Origin of the sequence: Streptomyces mexicanus (assembly GCF_902506575.1) — a bacterium.
Classification (GTDB): Bacteria; Actinomycetota; Actinomycetes; order Streptomycetales; family Streptomycetaceae; genus Streptomyces; species Streptomyces mexicanus.
On the sequence record NZ_LR732544.1, the window covers coordinates 891034 to 910754 of the forward strand.

The following is a 19721-nucleotide window of genomic DNA, read 5'->3' on the forward strand; positions in this document are numbered from 1 at the left end:
ACCACTCAGCCCAGCAACGCGCCCTTGCCGCGCTCTCCGAAAGGAGCACACCGCCGTGAACACCATCCCGGCCACACCTCGCATCGCCATCATCGGTGCCGGCCCCGGCGGCCTGACCTGCGCCCGGATACTCCAGCGACACGGCCTCACTGCCGCCGTCTACGACCGCGAGACCGGCCCCGAGACCCGCGACCAGGGTGGCTCCCTCGACCTGCACGAGGACGACGGCCAGGTCGCCCTGCGCGAAGCGGGACTGCTGGAGGAGTTCTTCCGGCTCTCCCGCCCGGAGGGCCAGGAGATGCGCCAGTGGGACCCGAAGTCCGGCACGATCGTCTTCCACCACACTCCCGCGGAGGACGAACGCTTCAAGCCGGAGATCGACCGAGGGCAGCTGCGCGGCCTCCTGCTGGACTCGCTCCAGCCCGGCACGGTGCGCTGGGGCCACACCCTGCGCTGCGTCGAGGGGCCCGCACAAGGCCCCCGGCGGCTCCGCTTCGCCGACGGCACCACCGTCGAGGCCGACCTCGTCATCGGTGCCGACGGTGCCTGGTCCACGGTCCGCCGTGCCCTCTCCGACGCCACCCCCCAGTACACCGGCGTCAGCCTCCTCGAAGCCTGGTTCGACGACGTCGACCACCGGCACCCCGACATCGCCGCACTCGTCGGCCAGGGCAGCGCCGCCGCGGCCGACGGAGACCGTGGTCTGTTCGCCCAGCGCAACAGCGGCGGCCACATCCGCGTCTACGTCATCCAGCGCGTCCCCGCGGACTGGATCACCGCGGCCGGCCTCACCATCGGCGACACCGACGGCATCCGTGCCCTCCTGCTGGACCGGTACCGCCACTGGTCACCGGCTCTGCGCCGGCTGCTCACCGACAACGACGGCCCTTATGTCGACCGCCGCATCCACGCGCTGCCCGTGCCCCACACCTGGGAGCACAACCCCACCCTCACCCTGCTGGGCGACGCCGCGCACCTCATGCCGCCACTCGGCGTCGGCGTCAACCTCGCCATGCTGGACGCCTGCGAACTCGCCCTCGCCATCGTCCATCACGACACCGTCGAGGACGCCGTCCTCGCCTACGAGAAGACCATGCTGCCCCGCTCCGCTCGGATGCAGCAGCTCCTCGACAACGGCGTCGATGAACTGCTGTCCCCCGAACTGCCCGACTTCGCCCAGGCGGGGACGGTCGCGCAGTGAAGGGGTGCGGGGCGTGACCGTCGCCCGCGTTCCCTGAACGGCGCCGTCCGCGATGTCGCCTCACGGGAACGAACTGCCCGGTGCGTGACGGCTCGGGCATCCGGGCGGGCGGTCACGGGGTGCCGACCCGGCGCAGCACCTCGTCCGCCAGCCGATTCGGCGCCTGTTCGGGGATCCAGTGGCTGATCCCGGGAAGTTCGACGAAACGGTAGGGGCCGGAGACGAACCGGCCGCAGCGGAGAGCGCCGGCGCGGCCGAGGGAGGCGTCGCCGTCGCTCCAGAAGTACGTGGTGGGCACGGTGACCGGATCGAGCGCGGCGAACTCCGCCGTCATGGCTCGGTACCAGGCCAGCGCCGCACTCAGGGCGCCCGGTTCGGACAGGCGGTGCAGGTGTTCCTCGACGAGAGGGAGGTCGACGTCGCCGCCGAAGCCGGCACGCAGACGACGGCAGTCGTCGGCCAGCAGCTTGTCTTCGGTGCCGGGCCGGCGGAAGGCCTTGATGTAGGCCGACCGCTGCTGCTGGTCGGCGTCATGGGCCACTGCCCACCCGAACGCCGCCGGATGGGGAACGGAGACGGCGGTCAGGGTCCGTACTCGGTCGGGGTGCCGGGCGGCGGCGAACCATCCCACGATGGCCCCCCAGTCATGGCCGACCAGGTGTGCCCGGTCGATGCCGAGTGTGTCCAGCAGCCCGATGACATCGGCGACGAGGTGCTCGATGCGGTAGGCGTCGACCTCCTCGGGACGCGCACCGGGGGAGTAGCCGCGCTGATCGGGCGCGTAGAGGCGCAGGCCCGCAGCGGTCAGCATCGGCGCCATCGGGCGCCAGCAGGCGCTCGTTTCCGGAAACCCGTGCAGCAACAGGACCGGTGTGCCGGTCCGCGGCCCCGCCGTTGCCACATCGAAGGTCAACTCGCCGACCCGCACGCTGGTTGCGGGGCCGAACCCGGACGTGGTGGATGCCACGCGCACTCCTGTTCCGTTCGAGCAGCGGTAGAAGCTGCGGGGGAGACGTAGCCGCGGCCTGCCCCGGCGCGCGGCGCGCACCCCTCTCGCACGACGTGGTCGCGGTGACCGAAGTCCTCACACCACCACCGTACGTCGAACAGGTCGGGCAGGTGGTCGATGTCGTCCACGATGTCGCCGGCGGCCGACCCCTGGCCCACCCGAGGCCGGCGGTCGGCCACTCATCCGAACGGAATCACTGGGGGAACCTGACGAAGCGCCACTAGTGACAGGGCGACTCACAGTTGGTTGGATGCGGCAAGCGCTTTCCGGTCGAACCTTGGAGCGGCCCGTGCAGACCTCACGTCGTGCTCTGTTGTCGTTGTTCCCCGCAGCGACCCTGCTGGCAGTGGCGCAGCCGCTCCAGGCATGGGCTGGGTCCCCGCCGGCCGGGACGGCGGCCGACGCCGCCGCCGACCACGCCGTCCTGCTCGGCAACGTCGTGGCGATGTTCGCCGGCACCGCGGACTCCAACGCCCGGCCCGAGGTCGGCGCCAAGCTCGCGGCCATCGACGCGACCGCCCGCGCCCGGCTGACCGCGCTGGACCGAGCCGGGCAGGGCGAGCTGTTCCGGGGCGTGCCCCTCGGCACGAGCGACACGAACCTGACGACCTCGTTCCAGTACCTCTACGAGATCGCCCTCGCGACCCGCACGCCCGGCACCACCGCGTCCGGCCTCCGCGACAACGTGGCCGTCCAGACACGGGTCGTCGACGGCCTGGTCCGGCTCTACGACGACTACTACGGCACCCAGTCGAAGGGCTACTACGGCAACTGGTTCACCTGGGAGATCGGCATCTCCTCCCACGTGAGCAAGATCCTCGTCCTGCTCAAGGACCGCCTCGCGCAGTACCGGCCCGGGCTCACCGCCGCCTACGTCGCCTCGATGGACGCCTACCTGCGCAACGGCAAGGACGGCGACGTCGACCTCGACTCGCGCTTCCACACCGGCGCCAACCTCGCCGACATCACCACGAACCGGATCCTGCAGGGCGCCGTGCTCGACGACGGCGCCCGCATCGGCAAGGCCATCGCCGACCAGCTGACCGTCTTCGCGACGGTCGACCCGTACCACCCCCGCCACGGCGTCACCGACGGCTTCTACGCCGACGGTTCGTTCATCCAGCATGCCTCCGTCGCCTACACCGGCTCCTACGGCACGGGACTGCTGACCCGCGTCGTCCAGACCCTCAAGATCCTCGACGGCACGAGCTACGCCCAGGACATCGACGGCCTCGTCGACACCGTCCGGACCTGGGTGGTCGACGGCTTCGCCCCGCTGATCTTCGAGGGCTGGATGATGGACATGGTCAAGGGCCGTGCCGTGTCCCGGACCGCCACGGGGTACGACTCGGTCGCCGCCGTCGTCGAGGCCGTCGTCGATCTCTCCAGCTGTGCCTCCGGTAGCGACGCCACGGCCCTGAAGGGCTACGTCAAGTACCTCGAGCGGACGTCGAAGGCCGTGCTCGACCCGAAGAGCTTCGTCTCCCCGGTGAGCATCGCCCGCTACGCCGCCCTCCTCGCCGACGCGTCGGTTCCCGCGAAGGACCTCAACCCGGCGGAACGCAACGTGGCGTTCAACGCGATGGACAGGACCGTCCACCGGCGGCCCGGCTACGCCTTCGCCCTGGCCCGCAGCTCCACGCGGATCAGCAAGTACGAGTACATGAGCGGTGAGAACCTCATGCCGTGGTTCCAGGGCGACGGCGCCCACCACCTCTACCTCCGTGGCCAGGACCAGACCCAGGTCTTCGGCGTCGACCACTACACGGCCGTCTCGCCCTACCGTCTCGCCGGCGTCACCGCACCCGTGGAGAACCGCCGGACGATCCCCGAACTGTACGGCACCTTGTGGTACGACAACCCCGGGCGCGGGTTCACGTCCTCCTCGGAGTCGCAGAACACCTACGTGTACTTCCCGCGCGGCACCAACACCTTCTCCGGGGGCGCGAGTCTCGGCGCGTACGGCGCGGCCGGACTCGTCCAGGCCGACGACGCGGCGTATGCCGCGAAACAGGCCGGCACCCTGCCCGACGACTTCGTCGTCTACCGCAACGCCGAGGCCACGAAGTCGTGGTTCATGTTCGACGACGAGATCGTCGTCCTCGCCGCCGGGGTGGGCGACCCGGCGGGACGCCCGGTGACGACGACCGTCGACAGCCGGATCGCCGCCCCGTCGGACGCCGTCACGCTCACCGGAGAGCTGCGCACCGGCCGGGCCTGGTCCGGGCCGGGTACGGCCCCGCTGGCCTGGCTGCGCTACGCCAACCGCGATCAAGGCACAGCGGTCGGATACGTCTTCCTGGACGCGCAGCACCCGACGGTCGCGCTCGAGACGGTCACCCGCAGCCGCCGCCTCGTCCGCGCCTCCAACCCGGACACCATGGTGAGCAAGCAGGTCTTCTCCGTGTCCGTCGACCAGGCGGCCGGCGCACGACCCACCTCGATGGCCTACGCCCTCGTCCCGCACGCTACCGAGACGGCGTTGACGTCCTATGCCCGCGGCCCGGTGACCGTCCTGGCCAACACCCCGCGGATCCAAGCCGTGCAGCACGCGGGACTGCGGATGGTGGCCGCCAACGTCTTCGCCCCGGGCACGCACCATGCCGGGCGGCTCTCGGCCGACGGCCCGGCATCGGTGATCCTTCAGGAGGCGCCCGACGGCACCATCAGGGTCGCCGTGTCCGACCCGACGATGGAGCGGGACGCGGTATCGGTCACGGTCCGCGGCCGGAGGATGAAGGCGGTCTCGGTGGACGACGGAGTGAGGGTCGGCCGGGTCCGCGGCGGTACTCGGCTCGACATCACCACGCGTCACGCCCACGGCCGCAGCTTCACGGCAACACTGCTTTAGGACGCCGTTGCACGTGGCATCGCCCGGTGGCGTCCGGGCGTGATGACGGCGGGGGCTCCGGCGCCCGGCAGTCCGAGACCGGCGGGTCCGCCGGACCGCGGGGGGGCGGATCAGTTCGCCGACACCGGGGCCGACCGGAGGGCGTCGGCCGGCTCCGGGGCCGGGGCGCGCCACCAGCGGCGGGACGCCATGGCGGCCAGGGCGGCGCCGGTGGCGTTGAGCAGCACGTCGTCCACGGAGGACACCCGGTCCAGTCGCAGGATGTACTGGAGGGTCTCGACCAGGACCGAGCAGCCCGCCCCGAGCGCCAGGGCCCGCGGTAGCGACGCCGGCGCCGTGAACCGCATCGGGGCGAAGAAGCCCAGCGCCGCGAACACCAGCAGGTTGCCGAGGATCCCGAGCGGCCCCATCGTGAGCAGGTCCACCACCGGGACCAGGCTGAGGCGGCCGGGAACCTTGCCTGCCCGCGCGCCCGGCATCAGGATCACCCACACCCACGGCACCGTCCCGTGGACCATGCCGACCTCGGCCAGCGACTTGCGCCACGCCCAGGCCGACTCGGTGCCCACGGCCCTCCGGTGGCGCGCCAGGAGCCACACCACCAGCGCGGACAACGGCAGCGCGGCCACCATGGTGAGCATCACCCCGTTGAAGGTGAGCAGCCAGGCCTGCCAGCCGCCGCGCATGACCAGCGGCACGGACCTGGCGAACAACCGCAGCACGAACCCGGCGACCATCGCGCCGGGGATACCCAGGCCGGCGAGCAGGATCCAGCGGACGATCCTCCGCACCCGACGGGCCGAGGCTGACAGTGGTGAGTTCGAGTTCCGGTCCATGCCTCTACTGAATACGGAGGGCTGTTGCGGCGGCGTATGCGGTTTCCGATACGCGCGCGATACACGGACGCCCCCGTGCAAGGATCGCAGGCGCGAGCCGCCCGCCCTTCCGTGTGCGGAACACCGACGCCGCCGCGCCCAACGCGGCGTTGTGTCAACGGGGAACGGAATCCCAGCGCGGCTCGGGTCCGGGCGGTGCCGGCCGGGGTCGTGGTGGCGCACTGCCATGGTGCGAGGACGCTGCGGGCAGTTCCACCGTGACGCGCAGCCCGCCGGCGGAGCGCGGGGTGAGGGTGAGGATTCCGTCGTGTGCGCGGGTGATGGTCTTGACGATGGCCAGGCCGAGGCCGACGCCCGCGTGGTCGGTGCGCACCCGCTCGGTGCCGCGCTGGAACGGTTCGGTGAGGGTCGAGACCAGCTCCGGGGTGATCGGCTCGCCGGTGTTCTCGACCGTGAGCACCACGGTCCTGGGGCGGACCCCGGTGGTCACCCACACGCTGCCGTGTTCCGGCAGGTTGTGGACGATCGCGTTGTGCACGAGGTTCGTGGTCAGCTGCAGCAGGAGCGCCGGCGATCCGATCGTGGGGGCGACGTCGCCGTCGGTCTCCAGGGTGACGCCATGCTTTTCCGCGAGGGGGAGGAGCGTCTCGGTGGCTTCTTCCGCCATGAGGGACAGATCGACGGGTTCTCGGCTGAAGGTCCGCCGGTCGGCGCGGCTGAGCAGGAGCAACGCTTCGGTGAGGTCGATGGCCCGGGTGTTGACGGTGTGGAGGCGGTCGATCAGTGGGTCGTCGGCGCGCCTTGGATCGGCGCGGGCCACATCGAGCAGTGACTTCGTGACCGACAGCGGGGTGCGCAGCTCGTGGGAGGCGTTCGCCGCGAATCTCTGCTGTGCAGCGAGGTGCGCTTCGAGCCGCGCGAGCATCGTGTCGAAGGCGTCGGCGAGTTCGCGGAACTCGTCCTGGCGGCCCGGTAGCCGGATCCGGTGGGAAAGCGATCCGTCGGCGGCCGTGCGGGTGGCCCGGGTGATGCGGTTCAGCGGGGCGAGCATGCGGCCGGCGAGGAACCAGCCTCCCAGGAGACCGAACACCAGCAGGAAGGCCAGCACCCCGGCTGTCGCCGGGGCGTAGTCGTGCAGGATGACGGAGCGGATGGGCACGAATTCACCGGGCCTGCTGGATACGACGCGCACGTCGCGCAGGACGAATTCCCACACGGTCGCGAGCAGCAGGGCGCCCGCGACCAGGAGGAATCCGGCGTAACTGAGCGTGAGCTTGAGGCGAACACTCGGACCGGGCGGCCTATCCACGGTCCGCTCCCTCATGTGCGGTGCCGGGTGCTGTGCCGATGCGGTAGCCGACGCCGGGCACGGTGGTGATGAGCCAGGGTTCGCCGAGCCGTTTGCGCAGTGCCGAGACGGTGATGCGCACGGCGTTGGTGAACGGGTCCGCGTGCTCGTCCCACGCACGTTCCAGCAGTTCCTCGGCACTGACGACGCCGCCCTCCGCAGCGACGAGGACTTCGAGCACCGCGAACTGCTTGCGGGTGAGCGCCACGTAGCGGCCGTCTCGGTAGACCTCTCTGCGGAACGGATCCAGGCGCAGGCCCGCGATCTCGCGCACGGGCGGCCTGGCGTGCGCACGCCTGCGGTCCAGTGCTCGGAGCCTGAGCACCAGCTCCCGCATCTCGAAGGGCTTCGTGAGGTAGTCGTCGGCGCCGAGTCCGAACCCGGAGACCTTGTCGTCGAGACGGTCGGCCGCGGTGAGCATGAGGATCGGCGTGCCGCTTCCCGAGGCGACGATGTGTCGGGCGATCTCGTCACCGGAGGGTCCGGGAATGTCGCGGTCGAGGACGGCGAAGTCGTAGGTGGTGATCCCCAGCATGTCCAAAGCGGTGTCGCCGTCACCTGCGATGTCGGCCGCGATGGCCTCCAGGCGCAGGCCATCGCGGATGGCTTCCGCCATATAGGGTTCGTCCTCGACGATCAACACACGCACAGGGTCGATCCTACGAGCCGGCGCATATCGTCGGCGTATCGACGGGTGCGCCAGCCGGTCCTGCAACCGCCATCCATGGCGGCCTCCTGAACGAGTGGGGCCTGAAGGTCTTGGACGGCGTTCTCGCCATGGAGGCCAAGCGGGCGGTCGCCGGTATCCGGCGGCTCCACCCTGGCGAGAGCGTCGAACTGTACGTGCCGCGGCGCTGCGCGCCCCGAGGGCGCGGTGTCCTTCGGGGCGCACGGCAGGGGTTCCGGTTCAGGCGTTGTAGCCGCCGTGGGCGTCCAGCACCGCGCCCGTGATGTACGACGCGGCGGGGCTCGCCAGGAAGGCGATCGCCGCGGCGATCTCCTCGGGACGCCCCATGCGTTGCAGCGACAGCGAGCTGACCAGGGCCTTGAGCGTCTCGGGGCCCGGTCCTTCCATGCCGCCCTCCATCAGTCCGGCCTCCACGACGTTGGCGGTGATGTTCCGGGGCCCGAGGTCCCGTGCGACCCCCATGGTGTACCTCTCGACCCCTGACTTGGTCGCCGCGTAGTCGGCAAGGCCCGGGGCGCCGACCCGGGAACCCAGTCCGGAACTCACCGTGATGATGCGGCCGCCCGTGCGCAGCACGCGGGAGGCGGCCCGGATGACGGCGATCACACCGAGGTAGTTGGTGGCGTGCATCCGGTCGAGTGCGGCGGTGTCGGCGTCCGGGTCGTCCACCGTGCGGCTCTGCTCCACCGAGATCGCCGCGTTGTTGACGAGGATGTCCAGGCCGCCGAAGTGCGCGACCACATTGTCGATCAGCGCCGGCGCCCGACTCGTGTCCGCCTGGTCGGACTGGAAGGCCACGGCCTTCGCACCCTTGCCGCGCACCTCGTCGACCACGGCCTGCGCCCGCTTCTCCGAGTTGACGTAGGTGAAGGCGACGTCGGCGCCCTGTTCGGCCAGCAGTCGTACGGTCGCGGCTCCCAGCCCCCGCGACCCCCCGGTGACCAGGGCGACCTTGCCCGCGAGCGGCTTGCTCATTCTTCTCACCTCGTTGATCGATCCTTCCGGACAGTCGCAACGCTAATTGTTACGACAGGCTGATGCAACTTTTTCTGTTACGACAGTGACTGTCGTAACATGAAGCGTTGCGTCCGAGAGGAGGGGTGCATGAGCGCCAACAGCAGGCTGACCATTGCGGCCCATGCGCTGGCCTGGATCGGCCTCTACCAGCGCCAGGGCCATGAGGTCGCCACCTCCGAGCAGATCGCGACCAGCGCGAACACCAACCCTGTGGTGATCAGACGGCTGCTCGGCGAGCTGCGCAGGGCCGGGCTCGTGGAGTCCCGGCGGGGCGTGGGCGCGGGCTGGTCGCTGGCGCGCGAGCTGGAGTCGATCACCCTGCTCGACGTGTACGAGGCAGTGGAGCCCGGCCCGCTGTTCGCGATGCACCGCACCACCCCGGATCAAGGGTGCGTGGTGGGGTACGGCATCCAGCCGGCGATGCAGGGCATCTACGAGGGCATCGAGCAGACCCTGAGGCGCGAGCTGGCCCGCGTCACGCTGGAGAAAGTGCTCCAGGACGTACTCGCGGCACCGCGCTAGGGCGTGTTTCGAAAGCAGCGTCGTCCGCCCGGAGGGCGGGGCCCGCGGCGCCCGGCGCGGTGCATCGCACGGCGGAGGGTCGTCCGCGTACGGGGCGTACGCGGACGAGCCCCGGCAACGCGGCGAGGTGCCGTGCCAGGCGTCGCGGGCCAGACGGGACTTTCGAAACACGCCCTAGCCTCCCCGCCGCCTCCTGTCGTGCCTCCTGTCTCGTGCCTCGCAGGCCGGAGCCGGTCGGTCACGGGGACAGTCATCGGCGTCGCGCCCCCTCCGACGCAGTGCGGTCCGCGCGGCCGTACGCCGGCGTCGAACGCTTCCGAGGACCTACGGTCCCAGGTCGCCTTCGGCGCCGGCGGCCGGAGGTGCGGAGCGGCTACGCGGGCAGGTTCCACTTCTGCGTGCCCAGGCCGTTGCAGTCGTAGATCTGCAGCCGGGTGCCGTTGGCCGTGGCCCCGGAGGGGATGTCCAGGCAGCGGCCGGACTGCGGGTTCAGCAGCGAACCGTCGGCCTGATGGCGCCACTGCTGGCCGCCGGCGCCGTTGCAGTCCCACAACTGCACCTTGGTGAAGTTCGCCGTGCCGTTGCCGTCGATGTCCAAACACCGGCCGAACGCGCGCAGTGTGCCGTCCGGTGCCACCGACCAGCGCTGACCGGTGGCGGTGTTGCAGTCCCAGAGCTGGACGGCCTTGCCGTTGCCACTGATGTTGGTGTCCACGTCGAGGCACCTGCCGGACACCCACGGGGTGGTGACCTGCCCGACGGGACCGCCGAGGGCGCCCGTGTTGAAGCGGACCTGGCACTGGTTGCCGGTGCCGAGCCAGGTGGCGCTCAGGTAGAGGAACGAGGTGCCGTCCGCGCGCGGCACGATCGGTGAGCTGTAGCCGGGGCAGGAGGGTTCACCGCTGTCGTAGCCGCCGGTCGGGTCCGTCTTGACGGGTGCCTCGATCTCGGTCCACTCGCCGGAGCCGAGGTGGGTGTTGGCGAACACCACGGTCCCGGACTCGGTCATCACGGACTTGCTGCCGGTGGGCCCGGTCACCACGCGCTGCCCGGACAGCAGGAGTGTGCCCTGCGCACCGCCGCCGGGCACCCAGGCGAGGTACGGGGTGTGCAGCAGCTGCCGGCCGTCGGCGGTCTGCACCAGGGTGCCCGGGTTGTCGGCGGGCGCCCAGTTCAGGCCGTCCGGGCTGGTCTTGGTGTACACCTCGCAGGCGTGGTCGGCGTCGGTGGCGTCGCGGCACATCTCGTAGGACATCATGAAGGTGCCGTCGGGCAGCGGGACCACGACCGACATGCCCGGCCGGGCCAGGTTGTCGGAGGGGAAGGCCACGTCCTGGGTGAGGGCGGAGCTCCAGGTCCGTCCGCCGTCGGTGGAGGTGTAGTGGCCGATGATCTGGTTGTTGGCCGGGCTGTTCGCGGGGCGCTCGTCGGAGATGAAGCAGGCCAGGGTGTTGTTCGGGGCGAGCAGGAACCAGGGTTCCCAGATGCCGTGCCCGATGGTGTCGGGCAGTCCGCTGGTCCGGGTGCAGTCGGACAGGTACTGCCAGGTCACACCGTGGTCGGTGCTCTTGAAGACCTCGATCTTCTGGGTGGTGTAGTCGCCGACCTGCCAGGCGGTGCCGGCGGCCAGCAGATCGCCGGCGTTCAGTCCGTTCGCGGTGCGGGGCACCTCGTACAGCACGGGGGCCTCGATGTCCCAGCCCGGGGTGTGGGAGGTGATGGTGGACAGGGGTGTCGAGCTCCAGGTCAGGCCGGCGTCGGTGCTGCGGTAGACCGGCAGTGCGTTGGTGCCGCCCTGGTTGCGCCGGGCGAACGTGGCGAGCATGGTCCGGCCCGACGAGCCGTCGTGGTCGAGGCGGACGGCCCGCGGGTAGCTGTCGTCACCCTGCGGGTAGGCCGACAGGTCCGGGGAGGCCAGTACCTGGCCGGCGGGCGCGGCCGTGGCGGCCGGGGCCCACAGGGACAGCAGGGCCGCGACGAGCGCGAGCACGCCGAGCAGGACCGGCGCTCTGCGCCCGGGCGAGTGTGTGTGCACGGATCGACTCCTTTGCGGTGGGTGCCGAGTGGTGCGGGACGGGGCGGATGCCGCTGTGGAGGCGGCACCCGCCCGGGTGGTGCACGGGCCCGGCGGGGCGGGCCCGGTCAGCGGGCGGCCGCGCGGGCCAGCGGGTCGTCGCCGACGTACGGCTCGGTGCGGGTGTCCACGTCGAGCGCGGCGCGGGCGACGACCGTGCCGTCCATGACGAGCGCCAGGTGCAGCCGCCCGCTGGTCCATCCCTCGGGCAGTGCGGCGGGGACGGGGACGGGCGCGCCCAGGGGGGACGGCTTGGCCTCGGCACGGCAGCCGGGCACGGCCGCGCCGGTGCCCTCGGGCGTGGCCCCGTACACCGGCGTCCACGCGGCGTGCAGCAGCCCGGTGACGGGTTCGCCGCCGTGGTGCGAGACGCGCACGGAGAGGCTGAACTCCCGCTCCGCCGTGAGCAGATCGCGTCCCGGCGCCACCGGGGTGACGTCCAGGACGAGCGTGGTCGGCGCGTTCACGTGCGCCGGGTCCACGCCTGCGAGGTCCTTGGCCTCGCGGTTGAAGTCCAGCAGTCCGGCGCTCTCGTGCTCGATGTCGTACAGCTCGGTGTAGACGTATCCGGCGAGCCGGTCGTGGCGGCGCATCTCCTGGGTCTGCCAGCGCAGGTGCCAGGCCCGCTCCAGGGCGGTGAAGCCGCCGCCGTACTCGCTGTTGAGGTTCGGCAGGCCGCGCAGCGGCTGGCCGGGCACGGCGAGCTTCTTGTGCACCAGGTGGTCGGGGCCGAGCCGGACGGGGAAGTCGTCGCGCCGCCCGGCGAGCAGATCGGCGATCGTCGTGGCCCAGGAGGCGGCGCTCTCGTCGTAGTAGTGCCAGTCGAGCAGGTCGGTCCGCACGTGCGTCCAGCCGGAGTTGTCCACGGCGGGCCGGGTGGAGTCGAGGGCCTTGAGCCGGTCGTAGGCGTCGATGACCGCCCGCTGCTTGGCCGGGTCACCGGGGATGTCCCAGTCCAGGCCCCATTCCTCGTTGTACAGGCCCCAGATGACGATGGCGGGGGAGTTGCCGTCGCGTTCCACCATCGCGTCGATCTGCTCGGCGAACGCGGCGGTGGAGGCGTCCGAGAAGCGGCCGGGTGAGGCGGGTTCGGCCCACAGGAGCATGCCGAGGGTGTCGGCATGGTGGACGAAACGCGGGTCCTCCAGCTTCAGGTGTTTGCGTACGAGGTTGTAGCCGGCCGCCGCGGCGAGCCGAAGGTCACGGCGCAGCGCGGCGTCGTCGGGCGCGGTGATGCCGGTGCCGGGCCAGTAGCCCTGGTCGAGCACGCCGCGCACGAACAGCCGCTGACCGTTGAGGTACAGCGCCTCGCCGTCGACGGTGATCGACCGCAGGCCGGTGTAGCAGGTGACCCGGTCGCTGCCGTCGGCGCTGGTCAGTTCGGCGTCGACGTAGTACAGGTGCGGGTCCTCGGGGGACCACAGGCGCGGTGCGGCCAGCGGCAGTTCGCCGGTGGCCCGCCCGTCGGGGCCGACCTCCAGCCGCGCGGTGGTGCTCTCGCCGCGTACGCGCAGCCGCAGGACGGCGGTCGCGGTGTGCGGACCGCGCACGGTGGCCTCGGCGGCGATGCCGGTCAGACCGTCGGTGGGGCGCAGCCGCAGGGCGGCCAGGTGGGTGGCCGGCCTGGGCTCCAGCCACACGCTCTGCCAGATGCCGGAGGACGGGGTGAAGCAGACGCCGTCGTAGTCGTCGCGGGGCATGCTGCGCTGCTTGCCGTGGGCGATGTGCCGCTTGTCGGAGGGGGCGTGGACGCGGACGGTGAGCAGTTGCTCCCCGTCACCCAGCGCGTCGGTGACATCGGCCGAGAAGGGCGTGTAGCCGCCCTCGTGGCAGGCCACCTCGGTGTCGTTGACCCACACCGTGGCCGCGTGGTGGACGGCGCCGAAGTGCAGGACGACCCGCTGTCCCGCCCAGTCGGCCGGCACCGTGAAGGTGCGCCGGTACCACGCGGTCTCCAGCCAGTGTGCGGCGATGCCCGAGGCGGGAGTCTCCCAGGCGAAGGGCACCGTGATCCGCTGGTCGTAACCCTCGGCCTGGTCCGCTGCGTGGCGTCCGCCGGGGTCGGCGCGGAAGTCCCAGGTGCCGTTCAGGCTCGGGCGCCCTGCCCCGGCAGGAGCCCGGGCAGCGGCCCACGCGCCCGCTGAAGTACGCGCCGTACGTGGACGGTGCGGCGGACCCGGCGGCCGGGACCTTCGCGCTGACCTTCGCCTCCGGACCCGAGGCCGGGGCCGCCTTCCTCGTCACCTCCGGCAACCGCACCGACGGCCCGTGGACGTACACCACCGAGGCCTCACGGACCGTCTCCGACAGGTGGAACTCGGTGTACTCGGGCGGCTCGCACGACCTGACCGTGCACGGCCCGAACGGCTTCCTGCGCGTGTTCCGGAACCCGGGGAGGACGGCGGGGCCCGAGGTCACCGCGCGCCACGTCGGCGCGGACGTGGAGCTGACCTTCACCAACAAGGGCAGTGGCACGGTGTCGTTGAAGGTGACCTGCGGCTACGGGGCGGAGCCGGTGGTCGTGCCGGTCCGGCCCGGCGCCACCGTGCGGCGCCGCTTCGACCTCACGGCGAGCCGGCGCTGGTACGACCTGACGGTCACCTCCCCGGCCGACGCCGGCTTCCTGCGGCGGTTCGCCGGACATGTCGAGAACGGGCAGCCCGGCGTGAGCGACCCGGCGATCGCGACCGCCTGACGCCGCCTTCGGCAAGCGGTTGCTCTGCGGCGGGCGCGCGGTAGTGTGCCCCGGTGACCACGCAATCGAACACACCGGCAGGCTGGTACCCCGACCCGCACGCGGCGGACGGGACGCTGCGGTACTGGGACGGCGCCCGGTGGACGGAGCACACCCACGCCGACCCCCGGGCCGCCGCGGCGCAGCAGGTTCCGCAGCCGCCGGCCGCGCAGGCCCCGGCGCAGGTCACCGTGCAGGGCGCCGCCGCGGACCCGCGGGTGCGGCACCAGGTCCAGCAGCAGGCCGGGGTCGCCCCCAGCGGCCGCGGCGGCGGCACCCTGTTCAGCGAGCCGGTGCTGGTGGTGAACCAGAAGGCCAAGCTGATCGAGCTGACCAACGAGTACAGCGTCTTCGACCAGAACGGCCATCAGCTCGGCACGGTCACCGAGATCGGGCAGAGCGCCCTGAAGAAGGCGCTGCGGTTCGTCTCCAGCCTCGACCAGTTCATGACGCACCGGCTGGAGATCCGCGACGCCTACGGGCAGCCGCAGCTGGTGCTCACCCGGCCCGCCAAGCTCGTCAAGTCCCGGGTGGTCGTCTCCCGCCCGGACGGCTTCGAGGTCGGCGAGATCGTCCAGCAGAACGTCTTCGGCAAGATCAACTTCGCGATGAACGCGGGCGGCACACAGGTCGGCGCGATCAAGGCGGAGAACTGGCGGGCCTGGAACTTCGCCATCGTCGACCACGCCGACCACGAGGTCGCCCGGATCACCAAGACCTGGGAGGGCCTGGCCAAGACGATGTTCACGACCGCCGACAACTACGTCCTGCAGATCCACTACCAGCTGCCCGAACCGCTGCTGAGCCTGGTGGTGGCCACGGCACTGACCGTCGACACCGCCCTGAAGCAGGACTCACGCGGTCTGGGCTGAGCAGGACGGGGACTGCTCGGCCCGGCGGGCCGCCTCCTCCGGATCCCCGGCCGTGCGCGGGGCCGGCCGTGCGGAACCCGCCGGCACCGGGCCCCGGGGTGCGGGCAGCACCCGGTCCCGGGGCGTCGGCGGCGCAGGGTTCCGGGGAGTCGGACCCGCCGCGTTCCGGCGGGTGCGCAGCGCCGGTTCCTGCGACGCGGACTCCGCCTCCAGGGCGAGGACCGCGGCCACGGGGTGCGCCTCGTCCCCCTCGTACTCCCCGCGCTCGTGCCCGTCGCTGTCGGGCCCGTCGGTCTCCTGCTCGCCGCCCCCGTGCTCGCCGGCCGCGGGACCCGGCTGCCCGGCCGCGGCCGGACGGGAGGGTTCCGGGCGGGTGGGACCCCCGGGCGTGCCGGGCCGGGGCGCCCGCGACAGGTCGACGACCCCCCAGGCGGCGAGCGCCGCGCCCACCAGCGCGAGCAGCACGCCCACCGCGCCGCCCTGCAGGCCCTGACCGAGCAGGGTGATGCCGATCACGGCGGCCGCCACCGGGTTGGCGAGCGTCACCACCGCCAGCGGCGCGCCCAGGCCGCCCCGGTAGGCGGTCTGCGACAGCAGCAGCCCGCCCGTGGCGAAGGCCGCGACGAGCAGGGTGACGACGATCACGCGGGCGCTCAGCAGCGGCCCGGTGTGGTCCGTGGCGGCCACGGTCACGGTCTGGGTGAGTGCCGAGGCCACCCCCGAGGCGACCCCGGAGGCGGTGGCGTGCCGCAGGCCCGGGCGCGCCCCGGGTCGCGACAGGGCGCCTATGAGGACCGCCGTGGCCCCCGCGACGGCCAGCGCCTGGGCGGGGCTGAGCACCTGCCGGGGCGCCGGTCCGGCCGCCGCGACCAGCAGGGCGGCCAGCCCGGCGAGCGTGCACACGGTGCCCCGCCACTCGGCCGCCACCACCCGTCGGCCCGCCATGCGCGCGCCCATGGGCACGGCCGCCACCAGGGTGAGCGCCCCCAGCGGCTGCACCACCGTGAGCGGGCCGTACTTGAGGGCCACCACGTGCAGCAGGGCCGCCGATCCGTTCAGGACCACGGTCCACCACCAGGCGCCCGAGCGCAGCAGCCGCAGCGCGCCGGAGCCCCCGGCGCGCGCGGCGAGCCGTTCCTGGAAGACGGCGGCGGCCGCGTAGGCCACGGCCGAGAACAGCGACAGCACGACGGCGAGCAGCACGGCGCTCATCGGGCCGCCCCCACCAGGGTGTTGTCCTCCGCGCCCACGGCGGCCTCGGCCCTGCGGCGCCGGCCGGTCGTGGCCGGCACGGGGCGCGGCAGGGGTACCACCAGCAGGGCGAGTCCGAGCAGCGCCGTTGCCGCGAGGGCGTCGAGCCAGTAGTGGTTGGCGGTGCCGACGATCACCAGCAGGGTGAGCAGCGGATGCAGCAGCCACAGCCAGCGCCAGCGCGAGCGGGTGGCGACGACGAGCGCGATCGCCACCATCAGCGCCCAGCCGAAGTGCAGCGACGGCATGGCCGCGAACTGGTTCGACAGGTGGTCGGCCTTCGGCGGCCCGTACACCGACGGCCCGTACACGCGCCCGGTGTCGATCAGCCCCGCCTCGCCGAGCATGCGCGGCGGCGCGAGCGGGAAGGTCAGGTGCAGCACCAGGGCCGCGGCCGTCAGCGCGGCCAGCACGCGGCGGGTCCACACGTAATGGGCCGGACGCCGCAGGTACAGCCAGATCAGCAGGCCCGCGGTGGCCGGGAAGTGCACGGTCGCGTAGTAGGTGTTCGCGAGGTGCACGAGGGTGTCGCCGTGCAGCAGCAGGGACTGCACCGAGGCCTCGCCGGGCAGGTGGACCGCCCGTTCGACGTCCCATACGTGATGCGCGTTGTGGAAGGCCTCGCCGGTGTGGTCCGCGGCCAGCTGCCGGCCGGCCTTGTAGACGAGGAACAGCCCCGCGACGAGCAGCAGCTCGCGTACGAGCGGAGGCCGTGCGGGCCTGGTGGGCCCGGCCGCGGCGGCCTCGGTTCGGGATGTCATGCCCGGTCCCCTCGCTGGCGGTGTGCGTGGTGCGTGGTGCCGCGTTGCGGGGCAGGGCGGTGTGTCCGTCCCCACGGCATCGATACGGTAGCGTACCGATACGTCAGTGTACCGATACGGTCGAGTACCGGTACACTGGCGTATCGGTAGGCGAACCCCCCGGGCGGCGCGCCACACTGGACAGCGCCGGAGGACCACGGGACCTCGAGCGAGGAGAAGAAGCGATGACGTCGCAGGCCGCGGACGGACCGGAGACGGTTGTCGCCTCGCGCCGCTCCAAGATCACGCCCGAGCGTGAGCGGGAGTTCTTCGACGCCGTGCTCGACCAGATCCGCGAGTGCGGGTACGACGCCGTCACCATGGAGGGCGTCGCCGCCAGCACCCGGTGCAGCAAGTCCACGCTCTACCGGCAGTGGCGGAGCAAGCCGCAGTTCGTGGTGGCCGCGCTGCGGGCCAACCGCCGCACGCGGTTCGCCGGCATCGACACCGGCTCGCTCGCCGAGGACCTGCGGCAGGCCGCACGGGCCGCGGGCGAGTGGTCGGGCAAGGACACCCGGCTGCTGCAGGCCCTGGGCCACGCCATCATGCAGGATGCGGAGCTGAAGAAGGCGCTGCGCGAGGCGCTGGTGGAGCCGGAGGTCGCCGCTCTGCGGGAGATCCTGCGGCGCGGGGTCGAGCGCGGCGAGGTCCGCGCCGACAACCCGGCGCTGGAGCACGTGCCCGCGCAGATGTTCGGTGTGCTGCGCATCCGGCCCGTGCTGGAGGGGGAGTACGCCGACCCGGACTACATGGTCCGGTTCGTGGAGACCAGTGTGCTGCCCGCGCTCGGGCTCACACCCTGACTCAGGCCGCCGTCCACGGGATGACTGGACGGTGACCTGATCGCGCCGCACCGTGGGGACGGGGGCGGCGCGCACCCCCCGGCCGGGTGGGGTTCCTCTGGAGCGGAGAGGCGCCCCACCCGGCCGACATGCGCTCGCCGACCGCTCAGACGCTCTGCCCGGAGCCGCCGCCCGAGGCCTTCTTGATGCCCTTGGTGATCTCGTCGATCACGGACGTCCCCTGGTCGACGTCCACCCCGAAGCGGACGACGACCATCTGCCCGGTGCCGGGCGAGGGGAAGGCCAGCGACTCGACGTAGCCGTCGGACCCCTTGCCGGTGACCGCCTTCCAGCGCACCAGGTAGCCCTTCTGCCCGGCCACGGTGACCGCCTTGGAGGCCAGCACTCGGTGTGAGGTGATCCCGCCGTAGGCCTTGCCGTAGGACTGCTCGGCGTTGGCCTCGATGTCGGCCTTGGCGACCTCCTCGGGGGTGTCGCCCGAGGTCTGCAGCGCCAGCGCGGGAGCGGAGGAGGCACCGCCCTTGTTGCAGGTCAGGGAGGTGTCGCCGGGGCACTTGTAGGTGTCGTCGGAGTTGACCATCGCACCGGCCATGGGCAGCTGCTGGCCGTACCAGCCGTCCGGGACGGGCAGGCTGATGCCGCTGAGCGGGTCGGAGACCGACCCGCTGCGTATCTTCGGCGGCTCGGAGGACCCGCCCGACCCCCCGGAGCCACCGGACCCGCCTGAGCCCCCGTCACCGCCCGAGCCGCCGTCACCGCCGGACCCACCGGACCCGCCGTCGCCGCCCGGGCCGCCGAACGGCCCGCCCTGCCCGCCGGGGCCCTCCCAGCCGCCGGAGCCGCCGCCCGTCCCGCCGGGACCCTGGTGCGATCCGGCCCGGTTGCCGCTCCCGCCGCCGTCCTCGCTCAGCACGTACACCCCGATCCCGATGCTCGCCAGCACCGCGGCCGCCGCCACCACGGCCACACCGGTCCGCAGCCCGCGCCGCGGACCACCGGCCGGCGGGGCGGGGTGACCGGCGTACGGCGGGTAGCCCGGGTACGAGGGGTAGCCGGGCTGACCGGCCGGTCCGGGCTGACCGGGGTGGCCGGGGTGGCCCGCATACGCGGGGTGCGGCGGAGGAGCCGGGTGGCTTGAGTAGGCCGGGTGGTCGTGCTGGCCCGGGTGGCCCGGAAGGCCGGGCGCGTGCGGCTGGTACGGGGACGCCGGAGACCCCGCGGGTCCGGGAGGCGTCGGAGCCCCCGCGCCGTCCTGCTGCCCGGCGGCCGGCCCCTGAAGTCCGGCGGATCCTTGGGCGGCCACCTGCCCGGCCTGCCCGGCCTGCCCGCCCTCACCGGTCCGTCCGGCCCCACCGGCCTGTCCCGCCTCGACGTCCTGCCCGTGCACACCGGCCTGCCCGTGCCCACCGGCCTGCTCGCCCTCACCGGTCTGCCCCGCCGCGCCGGCCGGCTCACCCTCACCGGTCCGCCCGGCGTGCGGCTGCGCGGCCGGATCCGCGTCCCGGGTGTCCGGTCCGGCCGCCGGACCCGCCGGCCCGGCGGGCGGCTGCGCCGGCGGACCCCATGCGGCGGCCGACCCGGCCGGGCGGGTCCGGTCCGTCCACGCGTTGCCGTCCCACCAGCGCTCGGTGGCGGGACCGTCACTTGTCTGCCCGGGGTCGGGGTACCACCCGGGAGGAGTCACCTGCGTCATGACCCCACCGTATGAGGCGTCG

At 72.6% G+C, this 19721-nt stretch carries 15 protein-coding genes and 2 pseudogenes; 6 read left to right on the forward strand and 11 right to left on the reverse strand.

Features of this window, described 5'->3' with window-relative positions; all coding sequences use genetic code 11:
- Window positions 1-55: 55 nt before the first annotated feature.
- Window positions 56-1201 (forward strand): FAD-dependent oxidoreductase, encoded by a 1146-nt coding sequence (locus GV126_RS04060; protein WP_159662757.1) that lies wholly within the window; start codon window positions 56-58, stop codon window positions 1199-1201.
- Window positions 1202-1313: 112 nt separating this feature from the next.
- Here GV126_RS04060 and GV126_RS04065 read toward each other — a convergent pair whose 3' ends face one another.
- Window positions 1314-2168 carry an alpha/beta fold hydrolase gene (locus tag GV126_RS04065; protein WP_159662759.1) on the reverse strand — a complete coding sequence of 285 codons (855 nt, stop codon included), beginning with the start codon at window positions 2166-2168 and terminating at the stop codon, window positions 1314-1316.
- Window positions 2169-2499: 331 nt separating this feature from the next.
- Here GV126_RS04065 and GV126_RS04070 point away from each other — a divergent pair, with 331 nt between their 5' ends.
- Window positions 2500-5061: a polysaccharide lyase family 8 super-sandwich domain-containing protein gene (locus GV126_RS04070; RefSeq protein WP_159662761.1), complete on the forward strand. Its 2562-nt coding sequence runs from the start codon at window positions 2500-2502 to the stop codon at window positions 5059-5061.
- 110 nt (window positions 5062-5171) lie between these two features.
- Here GV126_RS04070 and GV126_RS04075 read toward each other — a convergent pair whose 3' ends face one another.
- From GV126_RS04075 to GV126_RS04090, 4 genes are all read right to left on the reverse strand, one after another.
- A complete protein-coding gene (locus GV126_RS04075; RefSeq protein ID WP_159662763.1) occupies window positions 5172-5897 on the reverse strand; it encodes a VanZ family protein in 726 nt (241 codons plus the stop codon).
- Window positions 5898-6051: 154 nt separating this feature from the next.
- Window positions 6052-7221 carry a sensor histidine kinase gene (locus GV126_RS04080; RefSeq protein WP_159662765.1) on the reverse strand — a complete coding sequence of 390 codons (1170 nt, stop codon included), beginning with the start codon at window positions 7219-7221 and terminating at the stop codon, window positions 6052-6054.
- A complete protein-coding gene (locus tag GV126_RS04085) occupies window positions 7199-7894 on the reverse strand; it encodes a response regulator transcription factor (protein WP_159662767.1) in 696 nt (231 codons plus the stop codon). The genes GV126_RS04080 and GV126_RS04085 overlap by 23 nt, the downstream gene beginning before the upstream one ends.
- A gap of 258 nt (window positions 7895-8152) precedes the next feature.
- Entirely contained in the window at window positions 8153-8908 is a 756-nt protein-coding gene (locus GV126_RS04090) for an SDR family NAD(P)-dependent oxidoreductase (protein ID WP_159662769.1), read from the reverse strand.
- A gap of 129 nt (window positions 8909-9037) precedes the next feature.
- Between GV126_RS04090 and GV126_RS04095 the strand changes: the two genes are divergently transcribed.
- On the forward strand, window positions 9038-9472 hold the full coding sequence (locus GV126_RS04095; RefSeq protein ID WP_159662771.1) for an Rrf2 family transcriptional regulator: 435 nt from the start codon (window positions 9038-9040) through the stop codon (window positions 9470-9472).
- A 373-nt stretch (window positions 9473-9845) separates the two neighbouring features.
- Here GV126_RS04095 and GV126_RS04100 read toward each other — a convergent pair whose 3' ends face one another.
- Both GV126_RS04100 and GV126_RS04105 read right to left on the reverse strand, forming a co-directional pair.
- Window positions 9846-11507 carry a sialidase family protein gene (locus tag GV126_RS04100; protein WP_159662773.1) on the reverse strand — a complete coding sequence of 554 codons (1662 nt, stop codon included), beginning with the start codon at window positions 11505-11507 and terminating at the stop codon, window positions 9846-9848.
- Between the two features lie 107 nt (window positions 11508-11614).
- Window positions 11615-13552, reverse strand: coding sequence for a glycoside hydrolase family 2 protein (locus GV126_RS04105; RefSeq protein WP_500304198.1), 1938 nt, complete (start codon window positions 13550-13552; stop codon window positions 11615-11617).
- Window positions 13553-13641: 89 nt separating this feature from the next.
- On the opposite strand from GV126_RS04105, the pseudogene GV126_RS04110 reads away from it, so the two are divergent.
- Window positions 13642-14241: pseudogene (locus GV126_RS04110) on the forward strand (phospholipase domain-containing protein); the annotation flags it as partial.
- Between the two features lie 53 nt (window positions 14242-14294).
- Window positions 14295-15152: an LURP-one-related family protein gene (locus tag GV126_RS04115; protein WP_159662775.1), complete on the forward strand. Its 858-nt coding sequence runs from the start codon at window positions 14295-14297 to the stop codon at window positions 15150-15152.
- Here GV126_RS04115 and GV126_RS04120 read toward each other — a convergent pair.
- Window positions 15135-16364 carry a DMT family protein gene (locus tag GV126_RS04120; protein WP_236569873.1) on the reverse strand — a complete coding sequence of 410 codons (1230 nt, stop codon included), beginning with the start codon at window positions 16362-16364 and terminating at the stop codon, window positions 15135-15137. The genes GV126_RS04115 and GV126_RS04120 overlap by 18 nt on opposite strands.
- Window positions 16361-17164, reverse strand: a complete 804-nt coding sequence (locus tag GV126_RS04125; RefSeq protein ID WP_159662776.1) for a phosphatase PAP2 family protein — start codon at window positions 17162-17164, stop codon at window positions 16361-16363. Before GV126_RS04125 ends, GV126_RS04120 begins: the two co-directional genes overlap by 4 nt.
- A 224-nt stretch (window positions 17165-17388) precedes the next feature.
- Here GV126_RS04125 and GV126_RS04130 point away from each other — a divergent pair, with 224 nt between their 5' ends.
- Window positions 17389-18006, forward strand: a complete 618-nt coding sequence (locus tag GV126_RS04130; protein ID WP_159662777.1) for a TetR/AcrR family transcriptional regulator — start codon at window positions 17389-17391, stop codon at window positions 18004-18006.
- A gap of 145 nt (window positions 18007-18151) precedes the next feature.
- Here the strand turns inward: GV126_RS04130 and GV126_RS04135 are convergent, their stop codons facing one another.
- Window positions 18152-19309 carry a hypothetical protein gene (locus GV126_RS04135; RefSeq protein WP_419796023.1) on the reverse strand — a complete coding sequence of 386 codons (1158 nt, stop codon included), beginning with the start codon at window positions 19307-19309 and terminating at the stop codon, window positions 18152-18154.
- Window positions 19310-19615: 306 nt separating this feature from the next.
- Window positions 19616-19699 (reverse strand): annotated as a pseudogene (locus GV126_RS37590) (DUF2510 domain-containing protein); the annotation flags it as partial.
- Window positions 19700-19721: the final 22 nt, after the last annotated feature.